Genomic DNA, 12,877 nt, shown 5'->3' on the forward strand with positions numbered 1-12,877 from the left:
TCGAGCCGGAGCCGCATCGATGTCAGCGGGATTGAACACTGAACGGGAATCGCCCTTAAAACGCTGGGCTCCTATTCTGGTCATCCTCTGGCTGGCGGTTTATTGGTTCCTGTTCTTCACGTCTCGACTTCCGAATTCGTCCAACTCGCAAGGATCGCTGTACCGATCTGACGTCGTGTTTATGCTGCCGGAGATCTATGCCAGCCTGGCTGGAGATCCTGCTTCCACGACATCAGGCCTCCAGTACCTGCCGCAGCGATTCTGGCCAGCCGTTCTCGCCGCGTTCATTGTCGGGTCGTCATTCTCTCTGGGGAATCTGATCCTCCGTGGGCTCAAGCTCACCACTGGCATCGACAAGCTGAGTCAGATTGCCATTGCAGGCGGCATCGGGTTATCCGCGACGTCGTTGCTGACACTCACGCTAGGAGTGGCCGGACTGTTATCACGTCCACTGTTCGTCGCCATTTTTCTGTTGATCAACATTGCCGAATGCTGGTTCGAATATCAGCACCGAAAACAGAAGAAACCTGTCCCCGCAGAGCATGCATTTCGGCCACATCCGATGATGTGGGTCTGCCTGATCGTTGCAGTTCCGTTTCTGTGGTGCATGCTGCTGGGATCGCTCCTGCCCCCGACCGACTTTGACGTGAAGGAATACCATCTCGGCGGCCCCAAGGAATACTTCCTCACAGGTTCAGTCCACTTCCTCCCACACAACGTCTACACCAGCTTTCCCTTCTTAACCGAAATGCTGCTGCTGGTCGGGATGGTTCTATACGGAGGCTGGGAACAGGGAGCCCTCGTTGGACAGGCAGTGCTGATGGCGTTTGCCCCAACGACGGCACTGGGAGTTTACGCGGTTGCGCGTCGACTTTCCGGAGAAGCGGCCGGCTGGCTCGCAGCCTTAATTTATCTGACGATCCCCTGGACTTATCGTATTTCCATCATCGCCTACACCGAAGGGGCCTTGTGTGGATACGTCGTGCTGACTCTTCTGGCCTTCTTCATCTGGCGAGACCATCGTCAATCAGCTGACTCCGCGATCAAGAGCGATGCGTGGTCACGCTGGGGTTGTCTGGTCATTGGTCTGCTGGCAGGAAGCGCGGTCTCCACCAAATACCCCGGCATGATTCTGGTCGCGATTCCATTTGGCCTCGCCATCCTGCTGACCGAACTTGGTTCCTTCAAACCGTCCACTGAACGAATTCGTTCCACAGTGACGATGTGCCTGCTCTACACCCTCGGAGTGCTGATCACATTTGGCCCGTGGATGTTGAAGAACCTTGTCGAAACCGGAAACCCTGTTTACCCGTTGCTCTATTCCCTCTTTGGGGGAGCCGACTGGAACGCAGAACTTCAGGCGAAGTGGAAAGACGCACACCCTTCACTGCTGTTCAAACCCGGTTGGGGCGATGTGCGTGGCGTGCTGTACGAGAACGACTGGCAATCCCCTCTTTTATTCGGCCTTGCTCCGCTCGCACTGGTGTTTCAGAGAAAACGGGGGATCGTTGAAACCGCAGGATTCGCATTCTTGCTGTTTGCAATGTGGTATCTCTTCACTCACCGCATTGACCGATTCTGGGTGCCGATGAATTCGGTGATGGCCGTCCTTGCAGGCTGTGGACTGGTCGGAACACTGGGACTGAAACACTTCGCCTCAACACGCACTCCAGTTGAATCCCAAAAGAAGAAACAGCGAAAGCAAACGGCAGTCCCCCAGACTGACCCCGCTGGCCTCCTCAAGAATGTTGTCGTTGTTTCGCTCGTCGCAGGCGCCATCGTCTACAACTTCGCCTTCATTACGACTGCGAAGTGCGGGTTCAACGGTTACCTGATGGACTATAAAGCCGCTCGCGAGCAAACACTGACGCGATCCATCGCGGTCGTTGAAGCGATGAATCTTCCACCTGATGCAAAGGTGCTTTTCGTTGGGGAAGCAGAGATCTTTGACGCCCGCTTCCCGTATGCGTATTGCACGGTCTTCGACAAGAATCTGCTGGAAGAATGGACTTCCCGACCAGACGGAAACAAAGGATGGACACTCCTCAGTCAGGACGAGATTCTCACCAAGCTCCGTGAGGAAAAGATCACGCACGTTTTCGTCAACTGGAACGAAATCCTGCGATACCGCACAACCTATCGCTTCACCGATTTCGTCTCTCCGGATCGCATGCAACAGTTCGTTGATGCAGGTATCCTGAGTCCGATTGTGTTACCGGATCAGGAAGTGTTGCGTCCCTGGGAGAGCGTTGACGCAAGCTGGCAGCAAGAAATTGATCGCTGGGGACCAGAGTTGAAACTGAACTATGGAAACATCCCTGCCATGCTGCAGTTTCAGGCGTATCGCGTCGCCGAACCGGAATAGCACACCGAACAAACGCGACTACTGGCGAGCGTGTTCAATCTCGATGGGAACCCCTGAGAGCCAGAGGACCAATTGCTCCAGTTGCACTTGTTCCGGCAACCGGCTTCCGCCTTTCAGGCCATAATCCGCCTTCGCAAGCGTTTCGAGAATCGTCTCTGCCCGTTGGCGACGAATTCGCCGCAGATACTTTTCGTAAAGCGGGATGTCCTTCGGGAAGACACCAGCATCACGCAGGGCCTGAGTGAGCGTCCCCCCTTGCCGTGACTTCTCTGTCGCCACCGCAATTTTCCGAAAGACGAAGTTCAATCCCCCGAGAATCTTTGGCCCCGGTTCGCCTGCATACAGCAACTTGCTCAGACAGGTGACGGCAGCATCGACGTTTCCATCTCGAATGGCATCAACCATCGACCAGGTTGTCTCCGCCTTCCACCCGCCCACCAATTTCCGGACGTCGTCTTCATCGATGGTTTCTCGATCACCGACGTAAGACGATAGCTTGCCGAGTTCCTGATCGAGCAATCCGAGGCCATTCCCAACCAAGGCAGGCAGCAATGCAGCGGCGGATGAGACAAGCTGCTTCTGATAAACCTCTTTTGCCTGCGTGACGAGCCACTTATCAAGTCGCTGTCCTGTCAGGTCAGAACACTCAATCTCCAACCCGTCGGCATCGACCTTCTTCGCAAGGCGTGTGTTCTTACGCCATGTCTTCACATCCAGCACCAGCACGGAACGTTTGCTCGGCTTCTCGGCGTAGTTCTCCAGTTGAGCACGGAAGTTTGTGATAAAATCGTCAGCGTCATCGACGACCACAATCTTCTGATCCGAAAACATCGAGACCATCAGCAATTCGTCGCGGACAGTTTTGAAATCGAGATCTTTCCCCGGAAATCGGGTCAGTCCGATCGAATCGTCGACTCCTCCGCCCAGAATCTTCTGGCAGAGCGCGGTCATCGTCGCGGCCTTCAAATGCCGCTCGGCGCCGTGCAGAATGATCAGCCCGACGTTCTCGGCCGCTTTCGTTTTCCGTAAAAAGTCAGTGGCGTGCATTGTCTCAGATTGACCTGATCCGCAATTTCGGTCTAGTGTTTCAGTCAGTTGAACGGCTTTGCCTGCTCCCCGCAAGTCACCGGAATGAATAAGTTCCCGCTGCCGGAATCCGAGTCAGTTTCCCGGCAAACAACCATTACATCAGGGCTGGCTGTTTCGACGGGATTGAAGTTGAAATTCATGGAAGATCGCACCTCGCTGCCACTGATCGAATCGGACGAGGACAGATATCTCTGTCCGGGCGACCGGCAACCGATTTCCCGTTCGCTCCATCTGGCTCGACTCGCAAACGGACATCTGGCCTGTCGGAACTGCGATCGACGCAACGAAACGGGATCACTCCCCGGTGCAGTCACTCGACTTCTCAACGGCTCCAAACCTTATCAGGAACTGGAATTTGATCTGTCACATGGAATTCGTGGGCAGTATCTGAATCAGCTGACGCGAGAACGGGTTTCATCAATAGTGCAATGCCTGATCGATCAGGTCGACGAGCAACTCAGGACCGCGACTGAAGAGAATCAGCGCACACGCGGAGCATTTCACATTGTCGTCGGATACGACCAGCGCCCCGCCTCTCCTGATCTCTCCATTGGAGTCGTTCAAGCTCTGAAACAGTCTTCTGTGGACATCATCGATGTCGGGCAGGTCAGTCGGCCGACATTCGATTTCGCGATGGATCAGTACCGCCCCCACCTGGGGATTTATGTCACTGGAGGAAACAAGCCCGCCGGATGGAATGGGCTGGATCTTGTCGATTCAAACGGAGTTGCCTGGCTCACCGAATCACGTCTGGCAGACTTTCAGAAACGTCTCACTCAAGGGCAATACCGATTGGGGCGCACCAGCGGGCGTTATGTTCCCGTCGATATTCAACACGATTACAAAACGGCAATCAGCCACCAGTTTCACGCTTTGCGACCGTTGCGACTGGGCATCACCTGCACAGACACTGCACTTCGCGAAACGCTGCGACAGCTGCTTGAGCAAACCCCGTGCGATGTCCGATTCCTGCAAACCGGCGCAAGCAGCTCACTTGATTGGGGAGGCAAGTCACTTCCAGATCTGGTTTGCGAGCGACACCTCGATCTCGGGTTCGCACTCGAACAGGACGGTCGGGCCTGTCAGATCATTGATGAAACAGGAAGAGAACTGGCCGTAGATGACATCGTCGGTCTGCTGCTGACGCCGTATGAAGATCTACCGGACGGAATCCAGGAACTCGCCGCTCAGATTCGGGTGAATTCTCCACCGGAACGCGAACTCCGGGAGCAGCAGAGACGACATCAAATTCCAGTTGTTGCTGACGACAACGGTCGGGTCTGGTTTCTGGACGAATCCCCTGAGTGCGACGGAATTCAGACGCTCGCGCGCGTACTTGAAGTCCTGAGCCTATCGGAACGCCCGGCCTCGCAATTCCGTACGAGACCGGCCCCGAAATAGCGATCACTTCTCGCGATTCGCTTTGCAAACAACAGATGCTGCAGCGCTGTCTACAAAGAGCAGACAGCTTTCATTTTCTGCAGTCCGGTTGTCAGTACGAGTTTGGGATCCTGCTTCCAATACTCGCGATTGAACAACTCCAACGACACCACGCCGTCGAATCCAATCTGTCTCAGGATCTCCATGACGCGCGGCCAATTGGTCACGCCGTCACCAGGATAGACACGATCTGCATCAGTGATCTGAGGTCGTGCTGGGGTTGCCGGATAGTCGTTGAAATGGAAACACGGAATCCCCACTCCAGACAGCATCCGGAGCCCTTCGATGGAACTTCCACCTTTATAAATGTGATAGATATCTGGCAGGAGACAAGCCTCAGGTTCTCCGCTTTCGATTGCAACGAACACCGATTCGCCAAGTCGAGACAGATTCTTCGAGAAGCCCCAGACTTCAACTTGAGGGATCACCCCGATATCGCGGCCCAATCGAACGATTGTGGCATAGCGTTCAGCTGCAGCAAACAGATCAATATTTGGAGCATCTGCAGCTTGAGCCCCAACTGGAGGTGCAGCAATCCGAGTCCCGCCGATTTGCTGAAGCAGGTCCATATCCCGCTTCATTTGCTCGACACCTTTTTGCCGCAGCGCAGGATCATCGACAATCCACTGAGCGAACCCGATGGCGCTCTCAACCTTAAGCCCCAGGTCCGCAATCTTCTTGCCGAGGTCCGACAGGGACTTTCCAGAATCTCGATAAGCTTCGATTTCCCGAATCCACGGTTCGATGCCGTCATAACCGCAAGCCGCAACCAGATCGACGATCTGATCTAAAGGCAACTTCTGTTCGCGAATCGTGCTTGTGTTCAGGCAGAAACGGAACGACTTGCGCATCGGTTCCTCTTTCGCTGATTTGGCTGATGCTGGCATCGCAGTGGTCATTCCAGTAACGAGAGACGCAGCGATCATCTGTCGACGATTGAACATGAAACACGCTCGCTTAACAACCAGAGAGGCAATCACTCAGAGAAACCACACAGAGAAGACAAACTCTAAGCAACAGGGCTTATGAATTGCGAACGAGTTCGACCATCTTCTTCGCCATCTCCGGAAGTCGATAGTGACGCCGCACTCCTTCCCAAGCAGCCTTGGCGAATTCAAACCGCTTATCACAATCGGCGAGTTCCAATATCCCGTCAGCGAGAGCCTGCGGATCGCGAGGCTTCACAAGAATCCCACCACCCGTCGCCTCAAGCATTTCCGGAAACGATCCATGGGCCGGTTGAACAACAGGAATCCCGTTTGCCATTGCCTCCAATACCGGGAGACCTTTGGGTTCAAGGAACTCAGTCGGCATTGAAAAGACATCGACATCACTGAAGAAGTGCACCTTCTCTCTCATCGTATCTGGGCTGCCGATGTTCGTAACATCGACACCTGCGTCATGGAGTTTCGCCAGTGTCTTCCTGAGATACGGCTGATTGCTTTTCCCCTGCTGGCCTCCGATTTTCAGTTGTGCGTGCGGGATCTTTTCTTTGATCAGGAGAAAAGCGTCCACCAGGTGGTGCAGACCTTTCTCCGGTGCCATTCGCCCAAAGTAGCCCACAATGAATCGCTCCGGCGTCCCTTTGCGTGGCTCACCGGGATGCAAATCGACGTCGATTCCCAACGGCAATACGGAAAAGAGTTCCACCGGCAATGAGAGATAGTTTGCCATATAACGACGATAGAACTCAGTGTGCGTCACAAAGCCATCGAAATCCTGAGCACGCTGAGAAACCAGATCAATCGCCTGCCTGCGATAAACCTCAGGTAAACCGTCGAGAAAAACATCATCTCCCTGTAACTGACAGTAGATCGGGACTGATACCTGACGTTTGATTTCCTTCACTGCACCGGAAAGCAAAGCATTGCTGAAGAACACGGCATCAGGATTCAGCTGTTTGATGAAACCTGCCAACTCGGCAATGGCCGCACGATAAGGCCCGCTATCCCCATCCAACATCGACACAGTCAGCTCGCCCAATTCCGACGCATCGTTACTGACTGCAAACGATGTCGCCAGACGAATGACGGACGGGTGATCGAGCCAGCTGGTCGCAAACTTTGGGAGCGAGTTCCACCACTTGAACCGACTGTTCAGGTAAACATTCAGTCCCCCGAGAAAGATTCGGTTTAGACCATGGTTCTCTTCATCCAGACGCAAGGGGGTATACGTCGGGATCAAGGAGACATCAACGTCCTGATCCATCAACGCCTGGGCAACAGTGTTGTCGTGCATACAGGCACCACAAAACATGCCAGCGCCGCCTGAGGTCACGATAGCAATATGCATGGAATCCCCGATGGTCCGAAAAGGGAAGTTTCAACTCAGACTCGCATGATCCGCTTCTACCAAACAACGTCAGCGCGCGACACAGGAAAGCACGACGGATTCGATCAGGTTCGATTTTACTGGATGTTATTCCGTTCCCGACATCGTATCTCCTATCATAGTATTGCCTGAACGGTTGCTGTCGACCGCACCAAAATTGATGCCACGGAATCTGTTCCCGACTCGGAATCGAGCTCAAATGCAAAAGATCGTTGTCACCGGTGGCTGCGGGTTCATCGGCTCGAATTTTATTCGCATGATGCACGACACGCACCCAGGCATGTCGATACTCAACATTGACAAATTGACCTACGCCGGGAACGCAGAAAATCTCTCCGATCTGGACCAGAGCCCTCGTTACCAATTGTTGCGAGGAGACATCTGCGACGCCGAGCACATCAACAACGTCTTCGCAAAAAACAAAGACATCGACGCAGTTCTGAACTTCGCTGCCGAGAGCCATGTCGACAGGAGTATTTTGAATTCTGGGCCATTCGTTCATACGAATATCGTGGGAACACAAACCCTGCTCGACGCTTGTCGAACGTTCCAAATCCCTCGCTTCCTCCAAATCTCGACAGACGAAGTTTACGGTTCGCTTGGATCGGTCGGGTTCTTTACTGAAGAGACTCCACTCGCCCCGAACAGTCCTTACTCAGCGTCTAAAGCAGCAGCCGACTTGCTGGTGAGATCGTACGTTCACACCTTTCATTTCCCGGCAATCGTCACGCGTTGTTCCAACAATTACGGCCCCTATCAGTTCCCAGAGAAGCTCCTGCCATTGTTCATCGCGAATGCCATGGAAGGGAAACGTCTTCCTGTCTATGGCACCGGGGAGAACGTCCGGGACTGGATTCATGTGCTCGATCATTGTCGAGGAATCGAAAGTGCACTGCTCAAGGGAACGCCGGGCGAGGTTTATAACTTTGGCGGCCGGACAGAGATGACGAACATCGCACTGACGCGACTGCTTCTCAAATTGCTCAATCGATCAGAAGATCTGATTGAATATGTCAAAGATCGCCCCGGCCACGATCTGCGTTATGCGATTGATTGCACAAAAGCCGAACAAGAACTCGGTTGGACTCCGCAGATTTCGTTTGAGACGGGACTGCAGGAAACCATTAACTGGTACATCACCAACACCGACTGGGTGCAGCGCATTCGCAGTGGCGAGTACCAGAAATACTACGAGACCCAGTATGGACATCGCCTGAACTAACCCACGTCACTCCTGGCATCCTGCAAGAACTCGCTCAAAACAGAAACGGCCATGTGAAGCAAACTCTTCACATGGCCGTTTGATTTGGAATTCAAGTCCACACCGGACTGACAGATCAGGCAATCACCGACGAGGCTACTTTGTTGTGGTCTCCACGGCAGTTGTCTGTGCAGGTGGAGTGACACCACCTCCGACAAAGCCCCGATACAGCGCAACAAACTCCAAAGCGTCTAATTCGCGTGAGTCGAGGGTCAAACGCCACAACTCACCAGCCTTGTCCCGATTGGCAGCATCACCAGCCAACAGCAGGAACAAATCTTCCTGAATCAGCTGATCAAAAAGCCTCTGAATGAATGCGATTGAATCCTTCGTTGAATGTGCTGCCTGGACACGCCCCCCCATCCGCAATGCGATGGCATCAAGATGGTCCGGGAATCGCTTCGACACATTGGAGCGGAAGGCACGTTCCAGAATATTGCTCGCCTGCACCAGTTGGCCGGCCGAAATCTGAGCCGCTGTTGTTGCGTAAATCAGATCAACATTCTCTGGCACAAGGCCCTTCTCCGGGAAAGCCGCTTTCAAATTCGCAGACAAGGTACTCTGACCCGTTGCTTCAGACAGTGCCAGCAACAAGCCCGGCAATTGGGTTGTGAGATATGGCTCCTGCAAAGCGACATCACTGACTGATCCTCGCTCCTGAGCGATAGCCCAAACCTGCTCAAGCAAGCCAGCTTCAGCAAAGTATCGCAGGAGCGTAACCTGCAGATCCAATCGCTTCACAGCAAGATCATTCAGTCGGCCGCACTGCTGACGATACCGGTTGAATGCAATGCGAACGCGATCGTCCGAGTTCGGAATTCCCAGAACCTTGGCGAGGTCTGCCCGAACGAGTGATTCCTGCTTCTGGCACTCGTCAACGAGATTCCTCGTCACCACCGGCCCTGGTGTCATCCCCCGATAAAAATCGAGCCCCTTCTGAATCATTGCCAAAGCGGCGTCATTCTGCCCGAGGTGCAATTGCACAATGGCAAGACTGGAGGCGGCCTGAGCGGCAGAACGTGACGGGGCAGAGTCAGGAAGTCCCTGATTCGGTTTTCCATCACTGTCGTAAATTTCTTTACGCCCTGGAGTATTCACTGTTGTTGGAGCCTCAACGGTCGCCATCGCAGCGACAGCTTTCTCCAGAGAAGCAGTCGCTGTTGCAGAGTCCTTTAACACGTGAGCCGCATCGGCCACCGCTGCCCAGACCTGCACTTGAGTTGCAGCATCGAACTTGCCAGCTTCAATCGCTGCTGTCACTTTCGGAATCGCCGCCGCCGACTGGGTCAACACGAGGCGACCAGCCCAGGCTGCGCGGCATGCGGCCTGAGATGCAGAGTCCTTCGTTGCACCCGCAAAAGCGAGAGCTTGATCACTCAATTTGCGAACAACAAGTTCTTCAACCACACCCATTCGCATTGGTTCGGCAACACCGACATGCCATGGGAACCGCGATTCAAGATCAACGTCGAAGGTCAGCCCATAGACTGCCATGCGCCAGAACAGCGACAGAGTTCCACGAATCGTCGCGTCCTGTTGCTGTTCGATCAGATTGTTCGCATTTTCAGTCTGATCGGTAGCGACCAGCAACGATGCCAGAGCCAACGCGTAGTCATGGGATCTACGCACGGATTTCGGCAAGTTCTTGGTGAAAGCCAAGGCCTCTTTCGCTGTCGCAGCTGCTTCTGCTTTCTTGCCGGTTCGGAGCTGCAGCCATCCCACTTCTGTCAGTGGCTGAATCTGAAGATAGGCAATCCCCTGATTGGACTGCTGCAGGCGTTTGATCTGCTCCTGGGCACGTTTCAGGTCGCCAGCAATCGCAAACGAAATCGCTGCCTGCTGGACTCCATATTCAATTTGTCGATTCTTGTCTCGCTGGCGAGCACGATCGACAATCGAAACCAGAGACTGCTTTTGGACCTCAGCCAGAGTCAGCAATGGCTTCTCTGTCTGGACTTTGATCTGGTTCGATGGGACGAGATCCGCCTTGTCCTTTTCATCAACTGCAGGTGTCATCGGCTTTACGACCAATGAAGGATCTTCGCCCCCAGAAGTCACCAGCCAGACGGCAACGCCTCCGATCAGCACCGCAGCTCCGACCCCCGCCAGAAGCAGTGTCTTGTTCCCTTTGGACTCGACCTTCGGCGCCTCTTCGACCTTCGGCTTTCGAGTTTTGAAAACGGGGACCATACAGCTCGGGTTGCAGCACTGAACGTCCTTCCCTGCATCCGTCGGCAACATGTATCCCGGGGTTTCACACATTGGACAGACGACTTCCAACGTCCGCCCTTTGACCGGTTTGGGGGCGAGCTTAATTGCTCGACGCATTGCCGAAGTGTCGACGTCAAATGGATCGTCCGAGTCAGCCTTGTCTTTGCTTCCCGGCCCGGCAGCTGGTTTTGCCCCCGGGCGACCTGCTCCCGGTGCAGCCGGTCGAGCTCCAGTCGGCACCGATGGTGATGACGACTTCTGAGGAGCCCCCGCACCTGGCTTCGCGACCGGTTTCGTTGGTGTCGCTGGTGTCGCTGGCTTCTTGACCGCCGCTGATGACGGCTTTCCAGACATGGATGCCCCACAAAACGGACATTCATCGACGTCGTCTTCGAGGACCGATGCTTTACAGGACGGGCAACTGCGGAAGTCCATATCTCAAACTTAGCTCAGGTGAATTAGCGATGATCGTGTGAATTCGATCGGAGATTTGGCTCTTGTTATCATACCTGACAACAAGGTCGACCGTCACGAGTTTCGCTGATACTATCAAAGAGTTCCAATCGATCCTTCAATCCCAGGCCGAAAATTTCGCCTCCCAGGCAAAACCACTCGTTCGGAGATTGTCGGAATTTCGGAATACGCCAGAAACAGTAACATTTATCTTGTCCCTCAAGAACCCCTGAAATCGCCTCGAATCTGGTCGAATTCGCTTGCCGATTTCCCGTCGACACGAATTTTGAACATCATCTGAAATGCATGTTTTGAGTCAGCATTTTGAATTTGCTGCTTCGAATCGATTCCAGAGAATTGACCAGCATCGCTGCGATCCAAAGAGTTCGACGTTCAACCAGACAGTTGGTCTCTCCCTGAGCTCAACACCGGAATCAGTGACAGACTGTGATTCCACCGGACTTCGATTGTAAAATCGGAAATGATTCAGCAGATCAGTTCGGTGATTTCCCAGTTCGAGTTTCACACAATCCCGCATTGAGAGTTATGTACAAACTCAATTTTCCTCCAGCCGTCCTCGTCGCGACACTTTCTCTGCAGGGATTGTTTCTCGGGGGATGTGGATCAAAACCAGCTCCACCTGCGGCGGAGACCACTCCTGCCACGCCAGCAGCGCCTGCCACCAGCCCTGCTCCAGAGGCCAGTCAAGCTCCGACGCCGGCTGCACAACCAGCCCCGGCTGTTGCCAACACTGGCGGAAAAGAGACGAAGTGGATCGGAACCATTCCGTACGACGTCTTCTATGACCAGCCACTCGTGATTGCGGCAAACTCGGCATCCACAGGGACCGTCCCTGCTCTGCCAGCCGGAAATGCGATCGCTGCCGCCACGACTTCACCGACATCTCCGTCCGCAACACAGGCCAGTCCTGCAATGCCTGCAACTCCAGCAGAGTCGATGCCGGCAACCCCAGCAGCAACTCCGTCTGCAAACGCACCGATGGGGGCTGCTGCCAACTGGGCCGAAGTGATCCCGATGCCGATTCTGGTTGAAGAGATCAAACTTCTCCGAACCCAACTCACCGGAAACCTTCAGACCGTCGCGACATACAACAAATCTTTCAAGTCAATCTCGCTCGACAGTGCAGTTCTTGCAGCACTCGCAGGACTCGCTGAAGTCCACCCGGAAGCGTTGAACTGGAAGGACAAAGCTCACTTTGTCCGCGACCTGGCATCTGAGATTTCCAGCAGCGCCAGCGGAACCGGCCGAGACGCCTTCACAAAGAGCAAAGAGCCGTTCGACAAGCTGACCATCATTCTCGACGGCGGCAAAGCGCCAGAGATGGAATCCAAAGCTGGAGCTCCTTTCGCCGACAACATTTACGTTGCCGACATGATGAAAAGAATCGAACACTCCTTCACAGGTCTGAAGTCGAACTTCAACACCCCGGCCCGGCTGAAAGAAGACCCACAGTTGATCGAGCGGGAACTTCGACTGCTCACTGCGCTCGGCACCATGATGACAGACCGCAGCTACGATTCTGCTGAAGAAGAGAACTACCAGAAGCTCGCCAACCAATTTATCGGAGGCACAAAAGACGCCCTGACGGCTGCCAAGTCAGGCGATCTCGAAGGTTACCAGGCCGCACTCAATAAGGCTCAGACCTCATGTGCGGAATGCCACCAGCAATATCGCGGCAACGGGTCTTCGTTCTGATTTCCGTGATT

8 protein-coding genes are annotated in these 12,877 nt (G+C 54.1%); 4 read left to right on the forward strand and 4 right to left on the reverse strand.

The window, feature by feature from the left end:
* Positions 1 to 19: 19 nt before the first annotated feature.
* The gene (locus SH527x_RS11180; protein ID WP_437190765.1) at positions 20 to 2,365 is read left to right on the forward strand and encodes an ArnT family glycosyltransferase; all 2,346 of its coding nucleotides are present in this window, start codon (positions 20 to 22) and stop codon (positions 2,363 to 2,365) included.
* Between the two features lie 18 nt (positions 2,366 to 2,383).
* On the opposite strand, the gene holA is transcribed toward SH527x_RS11180, so the two are convergent.
* Positions 2,384 to 3,412, reverse strand: a complete 1,029-nt coding sequence (gene holA, locus SH527x_RS11185) for a DNA polymerase III subunit delta (RefSeq protein WP_437190766.1) — start codon at positions 3,410 to 3,412, stop codon at positions 2,384 to 2,386.
* Positions 3,413 to 3,496: 84 nt separating this feature from the next.
* Here holA and SH527x_RS11190 point away from each other — a divergent pair, with 84 nt between their 5' ends.
* The gene (locus tag SH527x_RS11190; protein ID WP_437190767.1) at positions 3,497 to 4,855 is read left to right on the forward strand and encodes a hypothetical protein; all 1,359 of its coding nucleotides are present in this window, start codon (positions 3,497 to 3,499) and stop codon (positions 4,853 to 4,855) included.
* 50 nt (positions 4,856 to 4,905) lie between these two features.
* On the opposite strand, the gene SH527x_RS11195 is transcribed toward SH527x_RS11190, so the two are convergent.
* Positions 4,906 to 5,838, reverse strand: coding sequence for a sugar phosphate isomerase/epimerase family protein (locus SH527x_RS11195; RefSeq protein ID WP_437190768.1), 933 nt, complete (start codon positions 5,836 to 5,838; stop codon positions 4,906 to 4,908).
* A gap of 79 nt (positions 5,839 to 5,917) precedes the next feature.
* Positions 5,918 to 7,186, reverse strand: a complete 1,269-nt coding sequence (locus tag SH527x_RS11200) for a glycosyltransferase family 4 protein (RefSeq protein WP_437190769.1) — start codon at positions 7,184 to 7,186, stop codon at positions 5,918 to 5,920.
* A 238-nt stretch (positions 7,187 to 7,424) separates the two neighbouring features.
* Here SH527x_RS11200 and rfbB point away from each other — a divergent pair, with 238 nt between their 5' ends.
* Complete coding sequence (gene rfbB / locus SH527x_RS11205) at positions 7,425 to 8,447, forward strand: dTDP-glucose 4,6-dehydratase (RefSeq protein WP_437190770.1); 1,023 nt, start codon at positions 7,425 to 7,427, stop codon at positions 8,445 to 8,447.
* A 135-nt stretch (positions 8,448 to 8,582) separates the two neighbouring features.
* On the opposite strand, the gene SH527x_RS11210 is transcribed toward rfbB, so the two are convergent.
* Positions 8,583 to 11,051 (reverse strand): hypothetical protein, encoded by a 2,469-nt coding sequence (locus tag SH527x_RS11210; protein ID WP_437190771.1) that lies wholly within the window; start codon positions 11,049 to 11,051, stop codon positions 8,583 to 8,585.
* A gap of 645 nt (positions 11,052 to 11,696) precedes the next feature.
* Between SH527x_RS11210 and SH527x_RS11215 the strand changes: the two genes are divergently transcribed.
* Positions 11,697 to 12,866, forward strand: a complete 1,170-nt coding sequence (locus SH527x_RS11215; RefSeq protein WP_437190772.1) for a cytochrome c — start codon at positions 11,697 to 11,699, stop codon at positions 12,864 to 12,866.
* Positions 12,867 to 12,877: the final 11 nt, after the last annotated feature.

Source organism: Planctomicrobium limosum, assembly GCF_051465645.1.
Taxonomy (GTDB): domain Bacteria; phylum Planctomycetota; class Planctomycetia; order Planctomycetales; family Planctomycetaceae; genus Planctomicrobium.

Bases quoted from the DNA above. Each gene is read 5' to 3' on its own strand.
- holA (WP_437190766.1), bottom strand. From the start codon at position 3,412: ATGCACGCCACTGACTTTTTACGGAAAACGAAAGCGGCCGAGAACGTC.
- SH527x_RS11190 (WP_437190767.1), top strand. From the start codon at position 3,497: ATGAATAAGTTCCCGCTGCCGGAATCCGAGTCAGTTTCCCGGCAAACA.
- SH527x_RS11200 (WP_437190769.1), bottom strand. From the start codon at position 7,186: ATGCATATTGCTATCGTGACCTCAGGCGGCGCTGGCATGTTTTGTGGT.
- SH527x_RS11195 (WP_437190768.1), bottom strand. From the start codon at position 5,838: ATGTTCAATCGTCGACAGATGATCGCTGCGTCTCTCGTTACTGGAATG.
- SH527x_RS11210 (WP_437190771.1), bottom strand. From the start codon at position 11,051: ATGTCTGGAAAGCCGTCATCAGCGGCGGTCAAGAAGCCAGCGACACCA.
- SH527x_RS11180 (WP_437190765.1), top strand. From the start codon at position 20: ATGTCAGCGGGATTGAACACTGAACGGGAATCGCCCTTAAAACGCTGG.
- rfbB (WP_437190770.1), top strand. From the start codon at position 7,425: ATGCAAAAGATCGTTGTCACCGGTGGCTGCGGGTTCATCGGCTCGAAT.
- SH527x_RS11215 (WP_437190772.1), top strand. From the start codon at position 11,697: ATGTACAAACTCAATTTTCCTCCAGCCGTCCTCGTCGCGACACTTTCT.